The 25,645-nt window shown below is 68.7% G+C and carries 18 protein-coding genes and 1 tRNA gene; 7 read left to right on the top strand and 12 right to left on the bottom strand.

The window, feature by feature from the left end; translation table 11 throughout:
- Positions 1-148: 148 nt before the first annotated feature.
- Entirely contained in the window at positions 149-775 is a 627-nt protein-coding gene (locus ACIP8W_RS04970) for a nucleoside/nucleotide kinase family protein (RefSeq protein ID WP_402202045.1), read from the bottom strand.
- A gap of 135 nt (positions 776-910) precedes the next feature.
- Between ACIP8W_RS04970 and ACIP8W_RS04965 the strand changes: the two genes are divergently transcribed.
- Entirely contained in the window at positions 911-3,559 is a 2,649-nt protein-coding gene (locus tag ACIP8W_RS04965; RefSeq protein WP_402201954.1) for a glycoside hydrolase family 78 protein, read from the top strand.
- Positions 3,560-3,619: 60 nt separating this feature from the next.
- Here ACIP8W_RS04965 and ACIP8W_RS04960 read toward each other — a convergent pair whose 3' ends face one another.
- On the bottom strand, positions 3,620-5,902 hold the full coding sequence (locus ACIP8W_RS04960) for a BTAD domain-containing putative transcriptional regulator (RefSeq protein ID WP_401953097.1): 2,283 nt from the start codon (positions 5,900-5,902) through the stop codon (positions 3,620-3,622).
- Positions 5,903-8,128: 2,226 nt separating this feature from the next.
- On the opposite strand from ACIP8W_RS04960, the gene ACIP8W_RS04955 reads away from it, so the two are divergent.
- On the top strand, positions 8,129-8,977 hold the full coding sequence (locus ACIP8W_RS04955; protein WP_401953094.1) for an acetoacetate decarboxylase family protein: 849 nt from the start codon (positions 8,129-8,131) through the stop codon (positions 8,975-8,977).
- Positions 8,974-9,678: an RraA family protein gene (locus tag ACIP8W_RS04950; protein WP_401953091.1), complete on the top strand. Its 705-nt coding sequence runs from the start codon at positions 8,974-8,976 to the stop codon at positions 9,676-9,678. The genes ACIP8W_RS04955 and ACIP8W_RS04950 overlap by 4 nt, the downstream gene beginning before the upstream one ends.
- A gap of 453 nt (positions 9,679-10,131) precedes the next feature.
- Here the strand turns inward: ACIP8W_RS04950 and ACIP8W_RS04945 are convergent, their stop codons facing one another.
- Complete coding sequence (locus ACIP8W_RS04945) at positions 10,132-12,069, bottom strand: pectinesterase family protein (protein ID WP_401953088.1); 1,938 nt, start codon at positions 12,067-12,069, stop codon at positions 10,132-10,134.
- A 768-nt stretch (positions 12,070-12,837) separates the two neighbouring features.
- Positions 12,838-13,062 (bottom strand): hypothetical protein, encoded by a 225-nt coding sequence (locus ACIP8W_RS04940; RefSeq protein WP_401953086.1) that lies wholly within the window; start codon positions 13,060-13,062, stop codon positions 12,838-12,840.
- Between the two features lie 518 nt (positions 13,063-13,580).
- Between ACIP8W_RS04940 and ACIP8W_RS04935 the strand changes: the two genes are divergently transcribed.
- Positions 13,581-15,851: a LuxR C-terminal-related transcriptional regulator gene (locus ACIP8W_RS04935; RefSeq protein WP_402201951.1), complete on the top strand. Its 2,271-nt coding sequence runs from the start codon at positions 13,581-13,583 to the stop codon at positions 15,849-15,851.
- Between the two features lie 140 nt (positions 15,852-15,991).
- Positions 15,992-16,243, top strand: a complete 252-nt coding sequence (locus tag ACIP8W_RS04930; protein WP_401953081.1) for a hypothetical protein — start codon at positions 15,992-15,994, stop codon at positions 16,241-16,243.
- A gap of 744 nt (positions 16,244-16,987) precedes the next feature.
- Here the strand turns inward: ACIP8W_RS04930 and ACIP8W_RS04925 are convergent.
- Positions 16,988-18,532 (bottom strand): MFS transporter, encoded by a 1,545-nt coding sequence (locus ACIP8W_RS04925; RefSeq protein WP_401953076.1) that lies wholly within the window; start codon positions 18,530-18,532, stop codon positions 16,988-16,990.
- Positions 18,533-18,621: 89 nt separating this feature from the next.
- On the opposite strand from ACIP8W_RS04925, the gene ACIP8W_RS04920 reads away from it, so the two are divergent.
- Positions 18,622-19,023: a winged helix-turn-helix transcriptional regulator gene (locus ACIP8W_RS04920; RefSeq protein WP_401953073.1), complete on the top strand. Its 402-nt coding sequence runs from the start codon at positions 18,622-18,624 to the stop codon at positions 19,021-19,023.
- 370 nt (positions 19,024-19,393) lie between these two features.
- On the opposite strand, the gene ACIP8W_RS04915 is transcribed toward ACIP8W_RS04920, so the two are convergent.
- The 5 genes from ACIP8W_RS04915 to ACIP8W_RS04895 all read right to left on the bottom strand — a co-directional run bounded on the left by ACIP8W_RS04915 (position 19,394) and on the right by ACIP8W_RS04895 (position 23,802).
- A complete protein-coding gene (locus tag ACIP8W_RS04915) occupies positions 19,394-20,707 on the bottom strand; it encodes an NtaA/DmoA family FMN-dependent monooxygenase (RefSeq protein ID WP_401953070.1) in 1,314 nt (437 codons plus the stop codon).
- Complete coding sequence (locus ACIP8W_RS04910) at positions 20,704-21,570, bottom strand: creatininase family protein (protein ID WP_402149469.1); 867 nt, start codon at positions 21,568-21,570, stop codon at positions 20,704-20,706. The genes ACIP8W_RS04915 and ACIP8W_RS04910 overlap by 4 nt, the downstream gene beginning before the upstream one ends.
- The gene (locus ACIP8W_RS04905; RefSeq protein WP_401953064.1) at positions 21,567-22,430 is read right to left on the bottom strand and encodes a dihydroorotate dehydrogenase; all 864 of its coding nucleotides are present in this window, start codon (positions 22,428-22,430) and stop codon (positions 21,567-21,569) included. Before ACIP8W_RS04905 ends, ACIP8W_RS04910 begins: the two co-directional genes overlap by 4 nt.
- Before the next feature lie 43 nt (positions 22,431-22,473).
- On the bottom strand, positions 22,474-23,019 hold the full coding sequence (locus ACIP8W_RS04900; RefSeq protein ID WP_401953061.1) for a nucleoside 2-deoxyribosyltransferase: 546 nt from the start codon (positions 23,017-23,019) through the stop codon (positions 22,474-22,476).
- A gap of 270 nt (positions 23,020-23,289) precedes the next feature.
- Positions 23,290-23,802 carry a flavin reductase family protein gene (locus ACIP8W_RS04895; RefSeq protein ID WP_401953058.1) on the bottom strand — a complete coding sequence of 171 codons (513 nt, stop codon included), beginning with the start codon at positions 23,800-23,802 and terminating at the stop codon, positions 23,290-23,292.
- Between the two features lie 771 nt (positions 23,803-24,573).
- Here ACIP8W_RS04895 and ACIP8W_RS04890 point away from each other — a divergent pair.
- Complete coding sequence (locus ACIP8W_RS04890; protein ID WP_401953055.1) at positions 24,574-24,744, top strand: hypothetical protein; 171 nt, start codon at positions 24,574-24,576, stop codon at positions 24,742-24,744.
- A 274-nt stretch (positions 24,745-25,018) separates the two neighbouring features.
- Here the strand turns inward: ACIP8W_RS04890 and ACIP8W_RS04885 are convergent, their stop codons facing one another.
- A complete protein-coding gene (locus ACIP8W_RS04885; RefSeq protein WP_402202054.1) occupies positions 25,019-25,264 on the bottom strand; it encodes a hypothetical protein in 246 nt (81 codons plus the stop codon).
- Between the two features lie 156 nt (positions 25,265-25,420).
- Positions 25,421-25,508: transfer RNA gene (locus ACIP8W_RS04880), tRNA-Leu, on the bottom strand.
- Between the last annotated feature and the right edge of the window lie 137 nt (positions 25,509-25,645).

Below are 25,645 nucleotides of genomic sequence, written 5' to 3'. Positions count from 1 at the left end.
AACCGGGCCGGAACGAGACCGGCGGGATGCCGATGGGCCGGGACACCTCGGAACGCTAAATGGGAACGACTTTCAAAACCATGCGGCATTACTTAGATATGACAATCATTGCCGTCTTTTGACGGTTCCTGACTGTCCGGCCGCTTCTTCAGCCCAGCCGCACCAGGAGATCGGCGTGGACACGGGTGCCCGCGATCAGGACGGCGTTGTCCTGATCGGTGCCGTGCGCCCAGGCACGCGCGGCCTCCGGGCTCTTCCCGAAGGCGATGTGCCGGTCGACCAGGCGCCGCAGCCTCAGCCGTTCGTCCGGTTCCACGTACCAGACCTCGTCCAGCAGCGGCCGTACCCGCGCCCACGGCCCCCGCGGCAGCAGCAGATAGTTCCCCTCGGTGATGACGAGGCCCACCCCCGGGCCCACCTCGATCTCCCCCGCGATCGACTCCTCGATCTCCCGGTGGAACCGGGGCGCGTAGACGGTCTCATCACCGCCGTCGCGCAGCCGCCGCAGCAGGGCCGCGTACCCGGCGGCGTCGAAGGTGTCGGGGGCTCCCTTGCGCTCCCGGCGGCCGAGGGCGAGCAGGACGGCGTTGGCCAGGTGGTAGCCGTCCATCGGCAACAGGCAGGCACGCGCGCCGAGTTCACGGGTGAGCCGCGCGGCCAGTGTGCTCTTGCCCGCGGCCGGGGCGCCGACGATGCCGAGGACGGTACGGCCGGGCCGGTCCATGAGCAGACGGGCGCGGTCCGCCAGGGCGGCGAAGTCGGTCTCGGTGGGCAGCTGCACCGGGGATCTCCAGTGTGGAAGCGGTCGAATACGGGTCGGGGCAGGGCGAGAGACCCCGTCACGGGTCTGTTCGGGGATCTCCCGGCGGGTTACGTTGAATCGTCTCAACGGCCTCCCCGGGAGAACCTCTTGCGCATCATCACCGACCTGCGCTTCGAGCACCACCGCGAACCCTTCGGCATCGGCGAGGCCGCGCCCCGGCTCTCCTGGCGGATCAGCGCCGGGCCCGCCGACCCGCCCGGCTGGTACCAGAGCGCGTACGAGATCCGCACCTCGGACGGCTGGACCAGCGGGCGGATCGAGGGCGACGAATCCAGCCTCGTGCCCTGGCCCGCGCGCCCCCTGGCCTCCAGGGAGCGGCGGACCGTACAGGTCAGGGCGTGGGACCGGGACGGGACCGCGACCGGATGGAGCGAGCCGTACCCCGTCGAGGCCGGACTGCTCGCCCCGGAGGACTGGACAGCCGAGCTGATCACCACGGCGGAGCACCTCGGGGAGGGCGACCCCGTCCCGGCGTTCCGGCGCGAGTTCCGTATCGGGGGAAAAGTCGCGAAAGCCCGTATCCATGTGACCGCGCACGGTGTCTACGAGCTGTGGCTCAACGGATCCGTCGTCGGCGATCAGGTCCTGGCCCCCGGCTGGACCAGCTACCGCCACCGGCTGCGCTATCAGACCCATGACGTCACGGAGCTGCTCGCCGAGGGCCCCAACGCCCTCGGCGCGCTGGTCGCCGAGGGCTGGTTCCGCGGCCGGATCGGGTTCGACGGCGGCAAGCGCGACCTCTGGGGCGACCGCAGCGGGCTGTTCCTCCAGCTGGAGGTCGCGTACGCGGACGGCACGGCGGAGGTCGTCCGTACCGACGGGGACTGGCGGACTGCTCCCGGCGCGATCCGTGGCGCGAGCATCTACGACGGCGAGGTCTTCGACGCGCGGCTGCGGCCCACGGGCTGGTCCGAGCCCGGATTCGACGATTCCGGCTGGGACCCGGTGCGGGTCGCCGCCCTCGACCGGACCCGGCTGGTGGCCCCGGACGGCCCGCCCGTCCGCCGGACGCAGCTGGTCGCGCCCGTCGAGATCCTCACCTCACCGAGCGGAAAGACCCTGGTCGACTTCGGACAGAACCTGGTCGGCCGGGTCAGGATCCGCCCGAAGGGCCCCGCCGGGACCGAGATCGTGCTGCGCCATGCCGAGGTGCTGGAGGACGGCGAGCTGGGGGTGCGCCCGCTGCGGCTGGCGAAGGCCGAGGACCGCTATGTCTGCGACGGTACGGAGAGTTCGGAAGCGGGCCCCGGCCGGGAGTGGGAGCCGTCGTTCACCTTCCACGGCTTCCGGTACGCCGAGATCGGCGGCTGGCCCGGGACCCTGGAGAAGAGCGATCTGACGGCCGTCGTCCTCCACAGCGACATGGAGCGCACGGGCTGGTTCGAAAGCTCCCATCCGCTGCTCGACCGGCTGCACGAGAATGTCGTCTGGAGCATGCGCGGCAACTTCCTGGACGTACCGACCGACTGCCCGCAGCGCGACGAGCGCCTCGGCTGGACCGGCGACCTCCAGGTGTTCGCCCCGACGGCCTCCTATCTGTACGACTGCTCCGGCACCCTGGTCTCCTGGCTGCGGGACGTCTCGGCCGAGCAGCTCGCCTCCCCCGATCGCACCCCGCCGCTGACCGTGCCCGCCCCGGAGATGGGCTGGAGCATGGCCAACGCCGCCTGGGGCGATGTCGTCACCCTCGCGCCCTGGGCGCTCTACGAGCGGTTCGGGGACCTGGAGCTGCTGGCCCGGCAGTACGAGGGGATGACCGCGTGGGTCGACCGGGTCCGGGAGCTGGCCGGTGCCGATCTGCTGTGGACGGACCGCCGCCAGCTGGGCGACTGGCTGGACCCGAGCGCTCCCCCGGACCGCCCCGGCGACGCGAAGACCGATGGCCATCTGGTCGCCACCGCCTACTTCGCGCGCTCCGCCCGTGTCACCTCCCTCGTCGCCGGGCTCCTCGGCCGCACGGCGGACGCCGAGAAGTACGCGGCGCTCGCCGACGCCGTACGGGAGGCGTTCACCGCCGAGTACGTGACGCCCAACGGCCGGATCAGCAGCGACTCCCCGAGCGCGTACGCGCTCGGGCTCCGCTTCGGCCTGCTGGACGACGCCCGGCGGACCAGGGCCGGGACCCGGCTCGCGGAGCTGGTGCACCTGGCGGGCTACCACATCGGTACGGGCTTCGTCGGCACCCCGCTCGTCAACGACGCGCTGACCGACACCGGCGAGGTGCAGCTCGCGTACCGGCTGCTGCTGGAGACCACTTGCCCGTCGTTCCTCTACCCGGTGACGATGGGCGCGACGACGGTGTGGGAACGCTGGGACAGCATGCTGCCGGACGGCGGTATCAACCCGGGCGAGATGACCTCGTTCAACCACTACGCCCTGGGCGCGGTGGCCGACTGGCTGCACCGGGTGGTCGCCGGCCTCGCCCCGGCCGCCCCCGGCTACCGCCGCATCACCGTACGGCCGCGTCCCGGCGGCGGGCTGACCCGGGCGAAGTCCGCACACGAGACGCCGTACGGCAGGGCCTCGGTGGGGTGGACCCTGGAGGACGGGACGTTCGCGCTACGCGTGGAGGTGCCCCCGAACACCACGGCGGAGGTCGTCCTGCCCGACGGCTCCGACCCGGTACCGGTCGGCTCCGGGGTCCACGAGTACCGCGTACCGTTCACCCCCGCCGCCTACCCGCCGCCCGTACCCACCGGCCTGCTCTTCCCCCTGCTGCCACCGCCTACCGAGTAACCCGGGCCGGAGGCCCCGGGCAGGAGCGGCGCCAGGGCCCCCGGGCTCCCGTGTGGGCTCTCACACCACCTGGGACGCCGGGGTCCTGCCGTTCTTGTGGGTGTCGGCGTGTTCCTCCGGGGCGCCGATCAACGCGCCCACCCCGACCAGCGCGGACTGATCGTTGGGCGCGCCGTTGAGGACCGCCGCGTACTCGATGGCCCGCAGGGGGCTGCCCTCCAGTCGGGCCAGCACCCGCTGTCGGCGGCGCCAGGTCTCCAGGTCGCCGGCGCCGCCGGGGCCGAAGTGCAGCAGTCGGCGGGCCGGGCACAGTACGGCGTTCAGCAGCCGTTCGATCGCCACGTCGGGCAGCCGGTCCAGCAGCAGGTTCACCGCGCTGGCCCAGGCGGTGATAGGACGGGGCATCCGTTCGTTGAACTCCGGGCGGGCGGTGGCCAGCAGCATCACCGGGCCGGGGACCGCGCCCTCCGCCAGTCCGATCAGTGTGTCGAGCAGTCCCTCGCAGGCCCACTGGAGGTCCTCCACGATCACCACGGTCGGCCGGGAGTCGGGGAGTCTGCGCAGATAGGCGGCGCACGCCTCGATCAGGTTCCGGTGGGTCGCGGACGCGGCCCCCGGCGCGGACGCGGGCCCGAGGGCGCGCCGCAGCCGGGGCAGTTCTCCGGGGCCCGCGGTCTCGGCGTACCGGACCGGGCCCTCGGCGAGCCGGCGGTCCACCTCCTCGGGACCGTCCGACGGGGAGAGGCCGAGGTGGTCCCGTACCAGCGCGGCGAGTACGGGCAGCGCGCCGCCGTCGTCCTGGGTGGCGGTCGCCCGGACGAGATGGGTCGTTCCCGGCATGCCGTCCTGGATCTGGACCGCCAGTTCGGAGACGAGCCGGGTCTTGCCGAGGCCGGCCTCACCGATCACGGTGGCGAGTCCCGGCCGTCCGGTGCCGCTGACCCGGCGCAACAGTCCGTTCAGTACCTCGGACTCGAAGGCCCGGCCGACGAACGGTCCCGCCGGGATCTCCTCCGGAGTCCGGGCCGCCGCCGTCAGCCGGCCGAGACCCGACTCCTCGGCCAGGGTGTTCATCACGACACGGCCGGGGGCGGCGGCCTCGGCGAGGCGGCGGCAGCTGTCGAGCACACCGGCCGCGACGGCGGGCACACCGCCCGCCGTGGTCGCGACCACGGCCGCGCCGGTGTGCAGGGCGACCCGGACCGAGGCGGCCGGAAAGTCCGCCACCGACCGGCGGGCGATGACCCCGGCCGCGGTCAGCGCGCGTTCCGTGGCTTCGTCGAGGGTCGGGCCGCCGCTGAAGTATCCGCACCACGACAACCCGGGGCCGGGGCCCGGCACTCCGCCGTGGCGGTGGATCTCGTCGCTGACCCATTCGCCCACGTTCGCGAGGTGTTCGGCCGCGGCCGTGACCAGTACGACGGTCAGCTTCCAGGGTTCGTCGTGCGACGCGGTACGGGAGGTACGGGTGACCTGCCAGGGCGTGGGGCCGGACCGGACGGCGGGCCGGGTGGTGTCGGCGTCGCGGTGGAAGGGCAGCGCCACCGTGGGGGGCGGCACCTGGGCCGGGGCCGCCAGGGCGGCGTCGTGGTTGAGGATGCCGCGTTCGAGTTCCCGCAGCGCGCTGCCGGGGTCCACTCCGAGGTCGTCCACCAGCCGGGCCCGCAGCGCGCGGTACGCGGCGAGCGCGTCGCGCTGCCGGCCGGAGCGGTAGGCGGCGAGCATCAGCAGTCCGCACAGCCGCTCCCGCAGCGGTTCGGCGGCGACGGCCATCTCCAGCTCGCCGATGACCTCCTGGTGCCGGCCGCAGGCGAGTTCCGCCTCCAGACAGTTCTCCAGGACGGCGGTCCTGCTCTCCCGCAGCACCGCCGACTCCGGCCAGTCGAAGCCGAGTTCGACCAGGTCGGCGAGGGCGTCGCCGCGCCACAGGTCGAGGGCGGCGCGCAACGTACGGACGGCTTCGGCCGGCCGGCCGGCCTTGAGCTGTGCGCGGCCCTGGTCCGCCAGGCCCTGGAAGCGGTTGCGGTCGATCCGGTCGCCGTCCACCTGAAGCAGATAGCCCGGCGCGTAGGTGAGCAAAAGGGGGCCCTGGCCCTGGCCGCCCTGCCCGGCGGGTCCGGCCTCCAGCAGCCGGCGCAGTCCGGACACCGCGTTCTGAAGCATCTTGCGTGCGGTGCGGGGCGCGTCGTCCCCCCAGATCACCTTGAGCAGACGGCTGGCCGGTATCGCCTCGTTGTCATGGAGAAGCAGATAGGCAAGCACGGCACGCTGGTGTATTCCGGTCACCGGGACCGCTACGCCGTCACGCGTCACCGACAGAGTACCGAGAAGCGCGAAGTCCATTATTCCCCTTGCCTCAAGGATTTTTCCGTGACTTCCGGTCACGGGACGATCTTATGTACGGCCGTTACGATGACGGCATGGACGCCACCCCGGCGACTCCACAGATTCCGGCCATGAGCGTCGAATTCAGACACACAGGGCGGACGGGATTAAGGCACACAGGGAAGCTGTCCGCCGCACGGCTGCCCCGGACCCGTCACGACGGATCCATCTCCGCAGAATACCGAATCCATTAAAGAGTGAATTCTCGGGAAACTCTTGAAGTTCGGCCACCAGCGGTCGGAATCCCCGTGGAGTGCGCCGGGGAGACCGATACGATCCGCTGGGGGACGGCGAGCTTCCCGGGCATCGCACCGGTGACGAGCAGGGGTGGACCCCCGCCCGCCGGTCGCGCCATCACGCCCGCCAGATCGCCGCAGGGTCGTCCGCCCGCCGGGGCGGCGCCGATCAGTCGCTCGCCGAAGTCCACCCGACGGCCGACCGTCCGCCGGGACGGCCGACCGTGCGGCGCCGCACGGAAAAGACCGGGGAACCCCGTACCGATCAATTCCTCGGGCGCTCCACCGGACCGCGCGGGGAATAGCGGGTTCGCATCCGCGGTGCGCGGCTGCCGGCCGGGCGTCATCGCAGATACACCGGACCGCCCGGCCGACGAGTCGAACGTGTCGCGTCGGATTCCGGACTCTCCATCGAGTAAACGGTCCCGCTTCTCGTACAGAATGGATGCGTTACCACCCACACAGATCACCCTTTCCGTCCCGCCAATCCAGGATGGGATATTGACCTTACAAGGTCACTCAGAGAAACGTCGACTACGAGATTCCGTAGTGACCCGACAGCCCGAGAAGGGAGATTTAAGAAAATACTTCACCCCATAACGGGGCATAAGGCCGCCCACCGGGGCCCGGAGAGGGGTCAAGTCGACGCAGGCAACCTTCGCTTCGCGATGATCGAGGCCGGATGAGCGAAGGTCAATTTTCCGCCAAGATTCACTCGGTGGAGCACGTCCGGACGGGTCCCGGCCAGGGCGTGACGGAACAACCGGCGCCCCTTGCGGCGCTCTTCGGCCAATCTGCGGTTAAACCTTCCGGTCCGGGACTCCACGAAACAGCCATCGGGCACCCCGCCCACAATGCAGTACAACTCTCAACTATTTCATGATGCACACATCTGCCGATGTGGAAGCGCAAACAGCAAACGACGGGCCGACCCGGCCCGTTCCGCGTGATTCCCCTCACCGCGCGAAGCGCGCCGGCGAGAGCTGCCCGTCATCCGCCGCCTGGGACGGGGCCTCATCCGAGCCACTCCGGCGCGCCCCTCCCGCGCCGGAAGACCACTGTCGGCCAGGACGCGGCGGCGGATTCCCTACCGTGAACTTCCCCGTCGGCGGCTACGAACCCCTCAGCGGCGTAGCGGACTTGATAACCGCCCCCCACACCGACCCCAGGAACCGGCTGTGCCGCAGCACCTCCCCCGGCGCTCCCAAGGCCCGGCCACACCGTGCGCTGCCTCATTCCCTCACCCTTTGCACCACACCAGGCCACGATCATGACAACCGAACCGAACCTCCCACTGAATCATCCGGTCCCCCGCTCACCCGCTCACGACCAAGGCGCCCGGGACGTCGCCGTCCTCATCGGACCATTGATGGAGGACCCCCGTAGCCTGCTATTCGTGGAAGCCCCTGGTGCGTACATCACCCATCTCCATTGATCCCCGCGCCATAGAGACGAGTTCGGATTCCTCGGCCAGTTCGAGCTGAATTCCGCAGAAGGTCTGCGGGTTCTCCTTTCTCCGACTCCCGCACCCGCCGAGCTCGGAGAATCTCGCTCCCGGCCTCCTCGGGTTCGCCCCGGGTACGTCCGCCGCTCCCGCGCCACCCGCCCCGGACCGGCCGACGCGCGTGCCGCCGCACGTCGGGCACGGCAGCCACAACAATGTCCGTCGTGTGTTTTCGTCATGCGATCCGGTCCAGCGCGATCCGGCCGCCAAGGTGACCGTCCCTCAGAGCCGGACTGGCCTACGTCGCACGGCACCGAGGAGTAAATGATCAGCTCTCCGCGATTTCCGAGCAAGAATCTTCCGGGCTCGCCCACAGCCCGGGGAAGAGACGCAAAAACCTGTCACCGATTCATGACTACGCTCTCCAGAGGCTCCGGCGCCTGCGTTCATCGTGCCCGGCTTGCCTGCTCTGCCGAGAATTACGAACAGATGGAGGGAGCCCCGATGTCACGGCTCGGTACCGCCCAGGGCTTCATGGGCCCGTTCTCCGCCAACGGCGCGGCGAGCATCGCCCCACGTCCACCGTGGCACTATGCCGCGGACTTCGTGACGATCGAGGCGTGGGCCGATCCGGCCGTGATCGAGGCGCTGTTGCCACCGGGGCTGACGCTTCACCCGGAGGAGCGCGGTCTGCTGACCGTCTCGTTCGTCGAGTGGCAGGCGTGCACCGACTCGGGCGGGGAGCTGCTGGACCCGGTACGTGCTCAGTACCGCGAGTGCATCGTGCTGGCGAGTGTCCTGTACGAGGGCGCCCCGATGCACTACTGCCCGTACATCATCGTGGATCAGGACACCTCGCTCGCGCGCGGCTGGGCGCTGGGGTACCCGAAGAAGATCGGCTCGGTCTGGGTCACCCGGTCGATGGGCGTCGCGTCGGTGGCGTCCCCCGCGCTCGGGGCCGGTGGAGTGTTCGCCGGAACCGTCGCGGTCAAGGACCGCCGGATCGCCGAGGGCCACGTCCGGCTGACCGGGCCCGCGGACGGCTCCGCCGTCACGTTCGGCAGCCGCCCCATCGTCGCGCTGCGGCACTTCCCCTCCATGTTCGAGGGGCGACACGACCGGCCCGCGGTGTTCGAGCTCGTACGCCTGCAAGCCGAGAACGTACAGGCCGGGCCTGTCTGGGAGGGCGACGGCAGCCTGACCGTCCACGACTCGCCCACCGAGACCCTGAGCGGGCTCCAGCCCACCCGCGTCGGCCGGGGGTGGCGGTACTCGATCGCGATGACCAACCGGCACAACCACTTTCTCCGTGACCTCCGCGCCCCCGAACCGACCGAGGAACTCGCCCCATGAACCCGCTTGAGCTGCAACGCACCTACCTCGACCTCACCACACCGCACGTCGCCGATGCGATCATGCGCCTCGGCATCCCCGTCCGACAGGCACCGGCGAACGTCCGCTCCGTATGGGATGACACGCACATCGTCGGCCGGGTCCAACCGGCGCGCCACTACGGCAGCGTCGATGTCTTCCTCGAAGCCCTCGAACACGCCGAGCCCGGCGACGTGCTCGTGGTCGACAACGCCGGACGGGACGACGAGGCATGTGTCGGCGACCTCATCACCCTCGAGGTCCGGCACGCAGGGCTCTCCGGCATCGTGATCTGGGGGCTGCACCGGGACACCTCCGAGCTGCGCACCATCCGGCTGCCCGTGTTCAGCCAGGGAGCGCTCCCCACTGGTCCACAACGCCTCGACGCGTGGGAACCGGACGCGCTCGTCTCCGCGCGGGTGGGCGACCACCTCGTGACCAGGGACGACTTCGTGCTCGCCGACGACGACGGCGTACTGTTCCTGCCGCTCGACCGTGCCGCGGACATCGCCGGGCTGGCGAGTACGATCAGAGACACCGAACGGCACCAGGCGGCCCGTATGAACCTCGGCGACAGCTTCCGGGACCAGGCCAGGTTCTCCGACTACCTCGCCGCGCGGGACCAGGACGGTACGACGTTCCGCCGACACCTCCGGTCCATCGGCGGGGCGATCGAGGAGTGAACGGACCCACGCAGCCACCACAACACCCCTCCGTCCCGGGACGGGGCCTCAGCGATGACGGACCCGGGGTTCGAGGCGCCGGGTCGCTGCGTGCGTCCCCTGCCGAACGACAAGGGCGCGGTACGACAGGACTTCCGGCCGGTCGTACCGCGCCCGTGGACGACCGGCCCTGCCTCCCCGCGTCCGACGGCGCCGGGCAGAGCCTCGTGGGCGCCCAGGAGCCTCCCATCACCTTCCTCGTTGTCGGACCGGGGCGAGTGCGGCCCTCATGAACGGCACACCGCGCCTTCCGGCTGCTGAGCGACCTCAGCGAGGACCAGACCAGACCTATGTGGTGGGGAATCCCGGAGGGCGCGAGCGAACACATCGTGGGGCCGGGACAGGCATGCTGTCCCGGCCCCACCACGGTTCACCTCGCCACGAGGGCGGGGGTTCCCCGTTCCCTTGGTGCGATCACCAGACAGGGTTCCAACCGTCGGAGCCGGCCAGGTACTTCTCGGCGGTGTAGTCGGCCGCCTCGCTGTCGGTCAGCTGCGGGGCGTTCGTGCCGAAGCCCGCTCCGGGGCCGTCGTTGTTGTACTCCTTGAACCGGGCCGACGACCAGGAGTAGTCGGGGGTCATGTCCGTCCAGGGCTGGTCGGTGTCGATGCCCGCGTGCACCGCGCTGTCCCGGACCACCGCCTGGGGCCAGGCGTCCGCCGTGTTGTGCCACGGCCGACCGAGGTACATCGTCTTCGCGGGTACGCCGTCGGTGCTGATCGTGCTGCTGACGATCAGGATCCCGTACTTGATGCTCTTGTCGGTGTTCGGTGCCAGTATCGTGCCGCCGACCCAGTTCTTCACGGCGATCTGGCACCGGTCGATCACCGCGGTGGCGTTGCCGAAGACGAAGTCGATCGAGCCCTCGATGTAGCTGTTGTAGATGTACTGCCGGGTCTGGGTGGTGGCGACCGGCGCCTTGGCCAGCACCGTGTCCTGGATGCCGATGAGCCGGACATTGCCGAAGACCTGCCGGTCGCCCATGGCGGCCAGCGCGACCGCCTGTGTCTCGAAGGCGTTGATTTCCGGGTGTTTCGCGGGGTCGAACGTGTTCTGGATCGTGAGGTCCTGCACGAACAGGTCGTGCGCCTTGAAGGTCGCCACGGCGCTGCCCTGGGTGCCCCACTGAGTGCCGTCGGGCTTGAGCGTCCCGTGGGCCCTCTCGTAGCTGATCACAACGTCGCCAGGGCTGCCGCTGACGCCCCTGATCGTCAGCCAGGGCCTGCTGCTCGGGACGCTGATGACCTCGTTGTAGGTGCCCTTGTCGATGAGGATGCTGTTCGAGCCCGAGTCGGGAAGGGCGTCGATCGCGGCCTGCACGGTCCCCTGGTCGCCGAGGCCGTCCTGCGAGACGTACAGCAGGCTGCCTTCAAGGAAGTGCTTGCCCTTGGTATCGAGGTCCGAGTGGTAGGCCGTCATGAGATAGGCCGCGGCGGCCACCGTGGTCCCGATGACGATGCCGGCGACCTCGACAGGCGTCGCGAAGACGGCCGTCCCCGCGATGACCGCCACCAGGAATCCCCTGCTGAGCCTGCTCCAGTTGTTGTGGAACGCGATGTGCGTCGCGCTGAGGGCGAACGACACGCCCCGGCCGAACGCCACCGCGGTCTCCCGCGCCTGCTCCCGGAACCGGGATGCCTCGGCGACCCCCACGATGAGCAGGAGGATCGACGCCGCCGCGAGCCTGGTCTCGACGTTCTCACCGTTCAGAAGTCGTGTCACGGCGGTGTCGAAGTTGGCGGGACTTATCTGCATGCCGTCGCGGGTGGCGCCCTGCTGCTGCAGGTTGCCGTAGGTCGCCAGGGTCTCGAACCGCGTGTTGGTGTTCGCGACCGTGGATCCCGGCAGCCGAGCGGGGTTGTCGGTCCCGTCCGACAGGGTCGGCGCCACCGACGCATCCAGCGTGAAGAAGCTGCGTGTGCTGGCGGAGGGCCAGTACACGATGGTGCGGTCGTCGGCGTCCTCGGTACCCCATCGCCATCCCATGAGGTAGCTGTCCGAACGGCGGAGGAACAGCCGGATGAAGCTGAGCTGTCCCTCGGTGTGCAGGTCCACGGTGATGTACTGGTTGGTCCCGTTGATGTCGGTGACATCGACAGGGGGGCCGCCCAATGAGTCGAGCCTGCCGCCCCTGACCGCCTGCCTGATGGCGTTGAGCATGCCCACGTAGCCGCCCCGGGCGTCGGAGGGCTCGCTGCTGATCCGCCAGGTGACGTTCGCGCCGGTCGCGGCGGCGGCGCCGGGGGCGTCGGCGAACACCAGGCCGCCGGCCATCACGCTGGTGGCCACCACGGCCGTCGCAGCGGCGAGAAATGATCTCCGGGGAAGTCCGCCCCGCGCCTCGGTTGTCATATGAGCTCCTTGATGATCTGGTGAGCGGCCCATGAAATGGATTGCCGCGTACGGCGATTGCCGTACGCGACGCGACGCAGTCGGCGACCGACATCGGCCGGGCGCGTTTCCGTCACGGTTCCGGTTGCCGACCGCTGTCGGCCCGTGACGGAGGTGCACTCCTGCAGCGGGTCCGAGGACCGCGGCACAGGAGGGCGCGCCCTGTCGTGGGTCATGTCAGGAAGGTTGGGTGCGGAATGCGTCCCGAGGCCATACGTACTTCTGCGGGGCCCGGCCCGGCCCCGCATCCGGGTGGTTCTACGGGGTTGCCCCAGCGTGTGGGCGCCTGGTTCGCTGTCCGCCGGGACGCGATGGGGGCGCGGGGAGCGTCCGAGCCCGGAACCGGTCAGGCATGGGTTTTCAGGGCGTGGGCGATGGCCCGGTCGGTTTGCCGCTCGGTCCGCCTGTCGTGAACGCCTTGGCATACAGGCCGGGCCCGGGGCGTCGAGGGGGCTCACTCGTCGGCGGGTCGAGTGGGACACCTCGTATGCTCCCCAGCGCGGCCCCGGGCGCCTGCTCCGGTCCCCTCCCGGTCGCCCTGCCGCCGGGGGCCCGAAGCCCGGTGCCGGCAGTATCTGTGCGCGCCTGTACCGCTCCACGGCCGCCTCGGGGTGATCGGGTGCACGCCTTGCTTCGGTGTCCGATTCGGCCGATGCCTCGCCCCCCGGAGGATGACATCGTCCGGATACGTTCCGGGTACGTGAGGAGTCGTCCGCCAGTACGTTGATGTCACCGCTCATGCCGACCCTGGCGGCGGCCGGTGACCTCCACGACGGACTCCGAGGGCGGACATCGAGGGACCGGACCGTGCTGGAGGGCGGGCGGCGGTCCGGAGGCGACGCGCACCCCGATGCCGGGTCCGCTCAGTTCTTCCTGGACCCCGGCAGCGGTGCCACGAGCGCCGTGGCCCTCCAGCGACCCGACGTTCATCTCTTGGGGCCCGGAAGCGCGCACGGTTGGAGCGCGAAACGCCTCCATCCGGCAGGCCGCTACCGGGCCAGGCCGGCAGTCGCCGTTCGCTGACGCTCGCCGGGGCGGCATGTGCCCGCGTGCACGGATCCGCTCGCTGTTCCGCCCGACTGTGCCCGAGCCCGGCTCTGCCGTGGAAGGCGTTGATCGCCCGTCGGTCGCCGCGTGCAGATGCCAGGCAGCGTCCGCCTTCGGCCGCGGCGGGCGCCCCTCGCGGCCCGAACATACTCATGAGAGGTCAGTCACAGCTCGCTCCCGGCCGCTGGTGCGCTGGATACTGTTCAGTGGCATACATGCCGTCGTGTCCCGTTCTGCTTCCCTGAGTGTCGGACATCAAGATTGTTCCGAATGTCCCCTTCGTAACAATCGGTGAGACAGGGTGGGAGAGTTGGGGCACGGCGACAGGACCGACCCCGACCGCCCGCAATGAAGCGTGCTGCCACCGCACAGACGTCCTCGATGTTCCAGGACGGGTGCGAGCTTGTTTGAAGGCGAGAAGGAACATGATCATCGAGATACCGGGCGTGGGCGTGGGGAATCTGCCGGCGGCCCTGACCACGTTCGTGGGCAGGGGCCGGGCCCTCGCCGAAGTCCGCCACCGTCTGGGGACGACACGACTGCTGACACTCACCGGCGCAGGAGGGGTGGGCAAGACACGACTGGCGCTGGAGGTGGCCGCCGCGTCGGCGACGGATTTCACGGACGGGGTGTGGCTGGTGGACTTGGCCCCGGTGCGGGACCCCACGTCGGTGGCGAACGCCATGGCGACCGCGCTGGGGGTGCCGGACCTGGGCACCCGACCTGTCATCGACCAACTCGCCGCCTTTCTGACCCGTCGCGGTCCGCTGATCGTGCTGGACAACTGCGAGCATCTCGTCAACGCCTGCGCCGAGTTGGCGCATGGATTGCTGTCGGCGTGCCCCGGGCTGCGCATCCTGACGACGAGCCGTCAGGCGCTGGGCATCTACGGCGAGCACGTCTTCGCCGTTCCTCCGCTGGCGCCGGACGCCGCGGTTGAACTGCTGCGGGACCGGACCACCGCGGTGCGTCCGGAGTTCCGGATCACCGACGACAACCGCGCCCAGGTCCGCAAACTCTGTGACGACCTGGACTGTCTGCCGCTGGCTATCGAGTTGGCCGCGTCCCGGCTGCGGACCCTCACCCTCGACGAGGCGTTGAACCGGCTGGAGGACCGTTTTGGGCTGCTCGCCAACGGCAGCCGGGTCGCCCAGCCGCACCAGCGGACACTGCGCGGGTTGATCGACTGGAGCCACGAGCTGTGCACCCCGGCCGAGCGGTTGCTGTGGCGACGGCTGTCGGTCTTCGCCTACGACTTCGGCCTCGACGCGGCCGAGGCCGTCTGCGTGGGCGACGGCATCGAGCGGGGCGAGGTACTCGATCTCCTCGACCGCCTGGTCGTCCAGTCCGTGGTCCTTCCCTGCGAGCAAGCGGGTCTGGCGCGCTATCGACTCCTTGAGACCATCCGCCGGTACGGCCGGGAGCGGCTCGCGGAGTCCGGCGAGGAACAGCGGGTACGGCGCCGCCACCACGCCTTCTACCTGGGTCTCGCCGAGGGGATCGCCGACGGCTGGTACGGCCCCGGCCAGCTGGAGAGCCTGACGCGGATGCGCGCGGAGTACGCCAACCTGCGCGTGGCGCTGGATCTGGGCGGCGAACCGCAGGCCACTCTGGCGCTGGCCGCCGCGCTGCGTTTCTACTGGTGCGAGGGCGGATGGCTCGGCGAGGGACGCCGTTGGCTCGACCAAGCGCTCGCCGCCGCGCCCGAACCCACTCCGGCGCGTGCCCGGGCCCTGTGGGTCGCGGCCTGGGTCGCGGTGCTGCAGCGCGATCACGAGGCGGCGTACGGGTGGCTGGACGAGGCGGCGGAGCTGGGGGAGGAGCTGACCGACCGGGTGGTGTGCGCCCACGTCAAAAGCCTGCGCGGCACGTTGGCGCTGTTCGGCGGTCGACTGGCGGACGCCGTGTCCTTGCTGGAGGAAGCGGTGGCCGCCCACAAGGGGACGGACGAGGAGATCGGGGCGGTCTACGCGTTGATTCTGCTGGCCACCGCTCAGTCCCACCTCGGGGATCCGCGCACCACGCAGACCTGTCGGGAGGCGGTCACACTTGCCGAGGCGCACGACGAGCGGCTGGTCCGCGCGCACGCCCAGTGGACGCTCGGCTACGACGCCTGGATGCGTGGCGACCTGAAGGAGGCCGCGCTCATGATCCGGACCGCGCTGGAGAACGAACGGGGCTTCACCAACTACCTCAGAGTCGCCCTGATGGTCGAGCAGCTCGCCTGGGTCACCGCCGCGAGCACTGAATACCGGTACGCGGGGCGGCTGTTGGGGGCCGCGCGCGCCCTGTGGCAGGACACCGACACCCCCATCTCGACGTTCGGACCCCACATGGTGGACCAGCACGCCCAGTGCGAGGAAGTGATCGTACGGGCCCTGGGCCCGGCGACGTACGAGGAACTCCTCACGGAGGGCGGCAGCCATCGTTGCCCCGACGAGACCATCGCCTACGCCCTGCGCAGCGAACCCGTACCGACCGCCCTGGTTCCCGTCCTGAGCCCGCTGACGCGCCGGGAGCAGGAAGTGGCCGCGTTGGTGGCCAAGGGGATGAGCAACCGACAGATCGCTTCCACGCTCGGACGCTCACCCCGCACGGTCGACGGACATGTCGAGAACATCCTGGCCAAGTTCGGCTTCTGTGCCCGTGCCCAGATCGCTTCCTGGTGGACGGCCAACCAGGAGATCAGGTCATAGATCGACTCCATGGCGCCGGGGGCCCGACCGATGCCGTGAGCGGGCACTTCACGGCGCTTCAACGGACGGCGACCCGCCCTCGCCCGTCCCCGAAACCCGCTGCCGGCCTGCTTCTGGAGTACATCGGGCACCGTTACAACATGAACACGGCCACCAACTCGGCCTCCCGCCGACTCTTCCCCGGCCGCCGGGCAGGCCGGCCATTCCGCGCCGACCACCTGTCCGCGCTCCTCAACGAGATCGGCATTCCGACCGCTGCCGCACGCGACGCCGCCATCCGTCAGCGACTTCAGGAGATGCCGGCCCCGGTGGTCGCCGACGCCCTGGGCCACCACCAGGTCACCACCACGCTCGCCGCCCGGGCTGGTGGCACCTGGGTACGCCCCCGGTGACCACGGCCGATCAGGCGCTGTTTGACCTTGTCACCGGCGGCAGGGTTGAACGATGACCGGCATGGACAACAGTGCCGCGCAGCAGAACAGCAGGACCATCGCCGTCACCGGGGCCGGCACCGGGATCGGCCGGGCACCGCCCGGGCCTTCGCGGCCGAGGGCACGCACGTGATCGCAGCCGGACGGCGACAACGAGGCGATCTTCGTCGATCAGTCCATGATGAGCGTCCTGAGCGTTTGTGGTGGACAGCATGTTCGATGGGTTGGGGCGCACCGGTAGAGCGTTGGTGACGGATGTCGCGGTCCAGGGTCTGGACGGAGGTGTGCACGCTGTGGCGGATGTGTTTGTCCGTCAGTAGCGCTCGACCTGGTTTGTCCAGGAGGAGCCGGTCGGGGGAAGCGGGGGTCCCGGCCGGCCACGTGTGAGAGCGAAGCTGATTGTGACGCTACCCGTGCCCTGTCCCGCACCACGTGGAGGGTTCTGTACTCGGTCCGCCTGGCCGGGTCTTTTCGGCGGTCAGTCGGCGCCGCTCCGGGGGACTCCGCCGCGTCCTTCACAGGCGGGCGGGGTGTAGTGCTCTCGGGAGGATGAACCACAGTCCGGTGAACATGAGGAGTGTGGCGGTTGTGATCGTGACGGCGGCGGTCCGGCCGAGGACGACATCCATGAGCAGGAGGACAGCCCCGTTGAGCCGGGCGCCGGGCCGCCCAGCCCAGCGCCGACCCCGGCCCGGAAAGCGCGGGTCAGCCGTCGGCGGGGCGCGGCCGCAGCAGCACGGCCGCCAGGACCGCGGTGCCGGACAGCCCGATCGCGGCGAACACGGCGACCGTGGTGAAGCCCTGGTCGTACGCGGCTCTGGCCGCGTCGATCACCTGGCCGACCGCCTGCGGTTCGAGCTTCTCTGCGAGTTCCTCGGCCGAGGAGAAGGATTCCTTGACCACCTCTCGGTCCGACTCGCTCAGGCCCGGGGTATCCGGCATCGCGAGCCGGTAGCCAGCGGTCATCGTGGTGCCGAGGACCGCGATGCCAAGACCGGCTCCGAGCTCGAAGGACGTCTCCTGAATGGCGGCCGCCTCGCCCGAGCGGTCCGGGTCGGCGGCGGACATGATGGAATCCGCGCCCAGCGTCATAACGATGCCCGCCCCGTACCCAGCAGCCACGAGGGGTGCGATGAGCAAGGGGTACGCTCCGGTATCGCCCACCAGCGCCATGAACGCCATGGCGAGGGCAAAGACACCGAGCGCTCCGGTGAGCACCCAGCGGTTGCCCCAGCGGGCCGAGAGCCAGGGGGCGGTGATCGCGCCGACGGCGTTGGCGGCAGCCAGCGGCATCAGCGCCAGGCCGGCATTGACCGGGGAGAAGCCACCGACGTTCTGGAGCCACTGGGTGAGGAAGAACAACAGCGCCACATAGCTGCCGAAGCATCCGATGACGCACAGTGTCGCGGCGGCGAAATGGCGGTCGGAGAAGAGCGAGAAGTCCAAGAGCGGTTCGGTGAGCCGACGTTGGCGGCGGACGAAGACGTACAGCAGGGCCGCGCCGCCGACCGCGGTGAGGACGATCACCGTGTCGACGCCGGCATGCTCGCCTCCCTGTTTGAGGGCGTATACCACGCCGGCCAGACCCGTGACCGAGAGCGCCACACTGGCGAGGTCCCACTGCCGGGGGCGGGGGTTACGCGACTCGGGGATAACATATGCACCGACGATCAGGATGATCAGCGCGATCGGCACATTGACGAGGAAGGCGGCCCCCCAGCCCCACTGCTCGGTGAGCACTCCGCCCACCAGCGGGCCGAGGGTCGCGCCCACGCTATGAGCGGCCGTCCAGACGCCGATGGCGAGGGTGCGCTCGCGGTCGTCGGTGAAGACGACCCGGATGATCGCGACGGTGGACGCCATGATCATCGCCGCGCCGATGCCCAGGAGCACGCGCGCGCCGATCAACTGCGAGGTGGTGGTGGAGAAACCCGCGGCGGCGGAGGCGAGTCCGAACAGCGCGAAGCCGCTCAGCACCATCCGCTTGCGTCCGATCCGGTCCCCCAGCGTCCCGAAGGTCACCAGGAGCGCGGCGAGGGTGAGCGAGTAGATGTCGACGATCCACAGCAGTTCGCTGCTGCTGGGGTGCAGCTCCATGCTCATGCTCGGCACCGCCGCATGGAGCACGGTCAGGTCAATCCCGCACAGCAGAAGGCTGGTGGAGACCACGGCCAGCACCAGCCAGCGCTGCTTCGCGGTCCTCTCCGTCGGCGGCGGGGAAGAGCGTAACGATGCTGTGCTGTTGGTCATGGCAGCACTATCGTTCGCTCGGTATTGCCTTGGCAAGTACGGTCATTCATGTGCCATAGTCCCAATCCGTATACCAAAGGGAGCTGTCGATGCGAAGCCCCGTCGACGACACACCGAACTACTGCGCGATCGAAATCGCAATGGAGGTACTCGGCGGCCGCTGGAAGCTGGCGATCCTCAAACAACTTCTGTGCGGCACACAGAGGTTCAGCGAGCTGAAGCGTGGTCTGCCGCGTATCACCGCACGGATGCTCACCCGTCAGCTGCGCGAGATGGAGGCCGACGGGCTGGTCGACCGCACGGTCTACCGAGAGGTGCCGCCCCGGGTGGAATACACGCTGACCGAGACCGGCCGCAGCCTCGATTCCATAGCGGGCATGCTCGATACCTGGGGCCGCTGGTACTTGGACGTCCACGGGAGGCCGCCGAGCGCACTGCGGCCACCTACCGGCCAGTCGTCCGATCACCTGGCGGAGAAAGCCCTCTCGTAATCCAGCCCCGGCCCGTGGCAAGGATGCGCCTTCCTCGGCCAGGAGGCCGATGCTGACGACCACGCGCACGGCACGATGGCCGCCAGGAAGAACTCGTATGCGAACACGCACAGTTGCTGTTGGCCGAACGCCGTTGGCCCCGTACTTGACCAGGTCGTGGACAGCCCGGATCGTCTCGTCGGAGAAGGGATCGGGGCGAAGGACTTGGTCGTGCACACCTCCTTGAAGAGGGGGTCCTGGGCAGCAGCGTCCAGGGCGAGCCCGGTGGCGCGGTTGTGTGTCATCCCTGTTCCTCTGCGGCGGGGACCAGCCGGGCGGAATCGCTGGCGCCAGTTTCCCCCTGCGGCGCCGACGTCCCGCCCAGGGCCGGTCAGAACTCCATGAGGTTCTCCCGCAGGGTCGCGCCGGGCGAGTACACCGAGCGGGTCAGGCCACGGCGCTGGAGGGCAGGCACGAGACCGTCCGCGACCTCCGTGATGTAGCGCCGGTTCAACCGGAGCAGCGGCGTCGTGATCATGAAACCGTCGCCGCCCACTTCTTCCATGATCTCGCCCATCCGTTCGGCGACCTGGTCCGGGGTGCCGATCAGTTCGACCGACGAGACCAAACCGCCCGCTCCGTCCACCGCCAGCTGGCGCAGGGTCTTCCCGCTGCCCCACTGCTGGAACTTGTCCAGTGAGCCCTGCTCACCGTTGGTGGTGAGCTTGCGCGGCAGCGGCTCGTCCAGTTCAAATTGCATGAAGTCGATCTCCGTGAGGGAGGAGATCTGGGCCAGGATGTTCTGTGTGAACCTCGGCGACGAGACCATCCGGGCCTGTTTGGACTCGGCCTCTTCCAGGGTCTCCCCCAGGGTGGGCGTGACGCAGAAAAGCACCTTGATCTCGTCGGGGTCCCGGCCGGCCTCGGCCGCGTACTGGCGGATGTTCTCGCGGAATTCCCGCATGCTCTCGATCCCGCTGCCGATCGCGATGATCGAGTCGGCGTTGCGGGCCGCGAACCGCTGGCCGCGCGGTGACGCGCCCGCCTGGACGAACGCGGGGCGGTGCTGCGGCGAAGGTACGGTGTTCAGCGGGCCGCGCACCGAAAAGTGTTTGCCCTTGAAGTGCACCGGGCGGACCTTGGTGTGGTCGGCGTACACCCCCTTCTCCCGGTCAATGACGATCGCGTCCTTGTCCCAGGACTCGAAGAGCTGCTTGACCACGTCCACGTACTCGTCGGCCATCTCGTACCGCACATCACGTGGCGGCAGTACATCCATGCCGAAGTTCTGCGCGGCCAGATCCTCGGCACTGGTGACGATGTTCCAGCCGAACCGCCCGCCCAGCATGCTGTCCATGGTGGAGGAGAGCCGGGCCGTCATGAAGGGCGGATAGGCCATTGTGGACAGGGTGGCGACGATGCCCAGGTGCTGTGTCGCCAGCCCCATCGCGACCGCCAGCGGCACCGGGTCATGCTTGGGCGCGACCATGGCCTGCTTGAGCACGGCCTCGGCGGAGCCGCCGTAACTCTCTGGCACCATCAGCTTGTCCTCAATGATGACGTAGTCGAAGCAGGCACGTTCCAGTGCCTGAGCGACCTCTGTGTGGAATTTTCCGTCCCACGGCGTGCCCCCCGAGCCGAAAGGGCCTTGCCAGTCGTCCGGGGTGAAGTTGAAGATGAAGGCGAGGTGGAACGGACGGCTCATGATGTCTCTGACTCCTCGGTTCTGATGGTGGTGGTCGGTACGGTGTGGGCGTCGGGAGCGGCCGAGTCTCCCCGGTGCTCCGGCCAACTCCGGGCGAGCAGTCCCTCGCCGCTGCGGATCAGGGCTAGTGCCTCGGCAACCACGTGGTGGAAGAGTTTTTCGCCGAGGGCTCTGCTGGAGCCGCTCGTGGACGACAGCACGCCCTCGTTGGTGGTCCGGGCAACGTCGATGGGGTGCAGGTAGACGCCACTGCGCGGCGGCCTGTCATGGCCTGGCCTGGCCTCTCGTACCAGATCGGGCCGGAGATACAGCATCAGACTGGTCTCGGTGACCCCGGCATGCTCGGCGTGCCAGCCGGGGAATTCCGGCAGCTCGGCTCGGAGCCAGGACTCCTGGACCAGGCTCCACCAGCTGAAAGCGAGTACCTCTTTGCCATCGAGCGCGCCCTGCTGGCGCACCTGGTCCAGCGCCTCGAAGATGAATGGCTCGTTCTCGAAGTGGCCGTTCACCACCAGCAGGCACGAAAAGGGCAGCTCTGTGAGCGAAAGCAGCGCCTCGCGCAGGAACCGGATGAGAGTGTCGCCGTTGACGTGCAGCGTGCCGGGGAAGGACAGTCCCCCGCCGCTCTGCGGCAGCGAGCGGGCCGCCACCGACTGCACCGGAAGCACGAAGCCGTCGAGTTCCTCCGCGATCGCGCGGGCGAACTCTTCGGCAAGCACGGAGTCGACGGACAGCGGCAGATGCGGCCCATGCTGTTCCGTGGCTCCGACCGGCCATACAACGGTGTGACCGCTTAGGACGCCGGCCGCCTCGGCGCTGGTCAGGTCCGCGTAGGAGCGGGAGCCCGGACGCGAGCCGGTCATGCCAGCGCCTCCTGCGGCACCGCGGTGATGGCTACGGCCTCGGTGACGATCCGGTCCAGGGTGGCGTACATATCGGTGTGCAGCGCGGTGTACACCTGGGTCACGTCCGCGCCGACCTGGAGATAGTCGGCAACGTCGCGTCCGGAAGCGATGCCGCCGACCCCCATGATCGGGAGGGTGAACCGCCGACGGCGCAGCTGCCAGATCGCCGCGAGCACCAGTGGTTTAATCCCGGGCCCCGAGTAGCCGTACACGCCTCCGAGTTCCAACTCGCCGCTCTCCGGGGCCACTGCGGCCCCGGAGATGGTATCGCTGAGGGTGACGGCGTCCGCACCGCCGGCGATGGCGGCACGGACCCGGTCTTCCAGCCCCTCCCCGATGGCCAGTTTGACCGAGATGGGCAGCGAGGTGCGGGCCCGGACTTCGGAGGCGTACGAGTACACCCGATCCGCGGTGTCGTCTGGGAGCCCGGACTCCTCATTGAGGCAGGAGATACCGAGTTCAAGCCCGCGGCAGCCGGTGGCCTGTACCTCGGCCGCCAGGACTGCGAGTTCCGCCGGTGTGTCGGCGTGGATCGAGGCGATCACCGGCAGCGCGTCGTCCGCGAACGAGCGCAGCACCCCCAGCCAGTGGCTGACCGAGCGCTTCGAGTAGGTGGTGCTGTTGAGCATTCCGACCGGGAGCCGAATAATGCGTTCGTCCAGTCCGGTGGGCGGGCTCGGGTGAATGGTCTTGGTGACGACGGCTCCCGCGCCCGTTTCGATCAGTTTACGGATGTTGCGCTCCTGATCGGTCAGGAGCCCGGAACCGACAATCACAGGGTTGGCTATCGGTATGCCCAATATGGATAGATCAGACACACAGTCCTCCGGTGCGGTAGTTGATCGATGGCCGGAACGACTGTCAGGCGACAAAGCCGGCGTTGACCGCTTCGCGCTGCTGCTCGGTGGCGGCAAGGATGGTCTCGGTCAGCAGGCTCGGCTTGTCGAGGAACTCGTCGAAGTTGATGGTCCGTACGGAGCCGACCTTGTGCAGCCCCTTGAGGAGGTGGCTGGCGGACTCGACGAACGGCTGCTTGGTGATCATCACGATCGGGCGGCCAAGGGCAGTCGCCCACCCGAGTTCCACATGGGTGCCGTCGGTGCGGCGCAGCGTCAGGTCTTCCAGGACGGGCAGAACCGGGACAAAGACATCACACTTGCGCATCCAGCGGAAGTCCCGGACGGAGACCTGCTCCGGGGTGAACGCGGCGGTCTGCGCGCCGAACTCTTCCACGCGGTGGGCGGAGAAGGTGTTGGCTCCGTTCTCCTCGGCGACGGAGATCGCCGTCTGGATGGCGTCCTGCAGCTGGTGGACGAATCCGTTGGGGAGGATGGCGTGCTGGATCGGGCCTCCGACAAAAACGTCGAGGCCGGCGAGCAGTCCGGACGAAAAGGCGGTTTCCGGCATGTGAGTTCTCCTCAGTATTCCGCGATGCGCCACAGCGGCGTGCGGCATGGCTCATCCCACCTCCGGGAAGCGCCGGGCGGAGCGTTTCAAGGCGGCGAGATTGACTGATCAGTTGCTTGGTACGAGGCACACGACCGGACGGGCCTGCCTCGGGGGAGAAGGAACGGCCCGCACAGGTGCAGACGACGGGTGATCGGTGAGAGGCGTGGGAACGCCGACAGGCGGCGGAACCGAACGGCGGGCATCCGGGGTGCCGGTAGCGGAGACCGATCAGCCGGTGGCGCGAAGGCCGGTGTAACGGCCTCGGTGGTACAGCAGCGGCCGCTCGGACAGGCCGGCGTGGAGCCAGCGCACGTCCGCGACCACGATCACATGGTCACCACCGGGGTATTCGGCGTTCAGCTCGCATTCGATCCACGCGGACGCGCCGGTGAGCAGCGGGGATCCGCAGGGCGACCCGTCCCAGCTGACGCCGCCGAACTTCTCCCCTCCGGAACGCGCGAACCTCTCGCTCAACCGCTGCTGATCCTCCGCGAGGATGTTGACGCAGAAGTTCCGGAGTCGGCTGATCACCGGCCAGGTGGTCGAGGTGCGGCTGACGCACAGCATCACCTGCGGCGGGTCCAGAGAGAGCGAAGAGAATGCCTGGCAAGTGAATCCAACCGGCCCGTCAGGGCTTGTCGCCGTAACAACCGTAATACCGGAACAGAAGTTACCGAGCACGGACCGGAAGGGAACCGAAGCCTGTTCCCATAAAACCTTAGGCGCGTCGCCTGTAGGCATTTTATCCCCGTTCATAAAAAATGCAACAATGCCTTAAGGAAGGCGCCGGAATATTATTCCGTACTGGAATGCAACGTAGGGAGACGAGAATATGGAAATAGAAACACCCACTTCAGATTTCCAAGTTGCCGACGTCCATCCGCCCGGCGGACTCCTCCGGGCGACAACAAGCATGCACGGTCTGAACGTATATGCCAAGAGATTTACACCTGCTGGCGAGAATCTCATGGAGTGGATCCAGCCACGAGACACAGGTTTACATACTCCGAAAAGCAGAGATCAGGATACCGTCGCAGGCGAGAATAATGGCGCCCATCTCGATGTTCGACACTCGTGCAGCCGTGGCGGAATGACACGCCCCGCTTTTCCTGGAGAAGAAATTCAGCCAGCTGTCACCCAAAACAATCAAGCCACTTTCCTGCTTCGGGATCGCCGAGAATTAAGCTTCTGCGAGCGAAAAATCAACCGAATACCCTGTCGGGACGGGCCGGATCACGCTGCCCGAACCCGAAACGGCTCGTTTTCTCCACGGCCTCCCCGGATCATCGGGGAACCTCTCTGCGCGAACGCCGCACGCTCTCCCTCTACCCGGGCCGATGAACCCGCCACCCGGGCCGATGAACCCGTCACCCGGGCAGCGTCTTCGCCCTGTGCCTACCTGCCACAAACCCGAATACCGACCCGCGCCGCAGGCCGAAGTCCACTCCAGAAACACACCTTCTGCGGCCACGGCCCTCGCCACGATGGTCACCGTGCTGTGTCGGCGTACACGTGAACTCAAACGAGTACGCGGACACTCGCCGATCTCAACCGGCCCGGACGCCGGGAGAACCCGCATGGGTCCATCTGATGGCGATGCGACGGCGCAAGACCCTGGTGATCTGTCGTCGCTGTCATGAAGACATCCACGCGGGGCGTCCCACCGCAGTACTACGGAAGTGATCACTGGAGAGCCGGATGCCTGGAAATCGGGCCCGTCCGGTTCGGGAAGGGGCCGTCGGAAAGGACCCGCGCCACGGGCACCTCGTCGGCGGCCTACTTCACTCGGAGGGGGCCGTACGGAAAAGGACCTGCACATGGCAGGCACCTCGTCGCGCGGCCCATCCAACCAACAAGCTCAAAGCATGGCGCGGCATCGCCACTCGCTACGACAAGACACCCGAGAGCCACCTCGCCGCACTCCACCTCCGCGCCTCCATGATCTGGATCAACGACCTCACCCAAACCACTCAGCGACCACGACCCGATATACAAGGCCTACAACGCCGCCAAGCCCGAGGACTTCCACATCCCCGTCCGCGACCTCGGATACAAACCCGTCTGGGACTACCGCACCGACCAGCTCGGCATCCAGGAATCCCACGCCGACGCTCTCCTCATCGACGGCACCTGGTACTGCCCCAGCCTCCTCGACCCTCATCACCACCGCCGACCTCCTGACCAAGAAGATCGACCAGGCCACCTGGCACACCCGCATCCACGCACGCGCCGCCTGACCAGTACAAACGCATCTGGCCCTCTGCGAACCCGCAGAGGGCCAGATCACATCCAGCACAACACAAAGCCGGTCAAAACGACATAACGTCGGTTTGACCGGCTTCACTTGGTCGGATGACCCTGGTGTCCGAGGGGGGACTTGAACCCCCACGCCCGATAAAGGGCACTAGCACCTCAAGCTAGCGCGTCTGCCATTCCGCCACCCGGACGAGTGGTCGAACCGCAACCTTTCGGTCGCGGCGACAGAGTCAACAATACCAGGGGATCGAGGGGGCTCTCACCCGTATATCCGGTGGTCAGCGATGGGACGGGAGCAGCGGGGTGGCGGTCGGGGCATCAGGCGGTG

The organism is Streptomyces sp. NPDC088554, from assembly GCF_044752945.1.
In the GTDB taxonomy this organism is placed as follows: domain Bacteria; phylum Actinomycetota; class Actinomycetes; order Streptomycetales; family Streptomycetaceae; genus Streptomyces.
Note: the sequence above shows the minus strand (reverse complement) of the source record. Positions and strands in the feature narration are given on the sequence as shown.

Excerpts from the sequence above, each read along its gene's own strand:
- ACIP8W_RS04955 (WP_401953094.1), top strand. The coding sequence starts at position 8,129 with ATGTCACGGCTCGGTACCGCCCAGGGCTTCATGGGCCCGTTCTCCGCC.
- ACIP8W_RS04950 (WP_401953091.1), top strand. The coding sequence starts at position 8,974 with ATGAACCCGCTTGAGCTGCAACGCACCTACCTCGACCTCACCACACCG.
- ACIP8W_RS04910 (WP_402149469.1), bottom strand. The coding sequence starts at position 21,570 with ATGACCGGCTCGCGTCCGGGCTCCCGCTCCTACGCGGACCTGACCAGC.
- ACIP8W_RS04945 (WP_401953088.1), bottom strand. The coding sequence starts at position 12,069 with ATGACAACCGAGGCGCGGGGCGGACTTCCCCGGAGATCATTTCTCGCC.
- ACIP8W_RS04925 (WP_401953076.1), bottom strand. The coding sequence starts at position 18,532 with ATGACCAACAGCACAGCATCGTTACGCTCTTCCCCGCCGCCGACGGAG.
- ACIP8W_RS04900 (WP_401953061.1), bottom strand. The coding sequence starts at position 23,019 with ATGCCGGAAACCGCCTTTTCGTCCGGACTGCTCGCCGGCCTCGACGTT.
- ACIP8W_RS04930 (WP_401953081.1), top strand. The coding sequence starts at position 15,992 with ATGAACACGGCCACCAACTCGGCCTCCCGCCGACTCTTCCCCGGCCGC.
- ACIP8W_RS04915 (WP_401953070.1), bottom strand. The coding sequence starts at position 20,707 with ATGAGCCGTCCGTTCCACCTCGCCTTCATCTTCAACTTCACCCCGGAC.
- ACIP8W_RS04895 (WP_401953058.1), bottom strand. The coding sequence starts at position 23,802 with ATGCCTACAGGCGACGCGCCTAAGGTTTTATGGGAACAGGCTTCGGTT.
- ACIP8W_RS04920 (WP_401953073.1), top strand. The coding sequence starts at position 18,622 with ATGCGAAGCCCCGTCGACGACACACCGAACTACTGCGCGATCGAAATC.
- ACIP8W_RS04960 (WP_401953097.1), bottom strand. The coding sequence starts at position 5,902 with ATGGACTTCGCGCTTCTCGGTACTCTGTCGGTGACGCGTGACGGCGTA.
- ACIP8W_RS04935 (WP_402201951.1), top strand. The coding sequence starts at position 13,581 with ATGATCATCGAGATACCGGGCGTGGGCGTGGGGAATCTGCCGGCGGCC.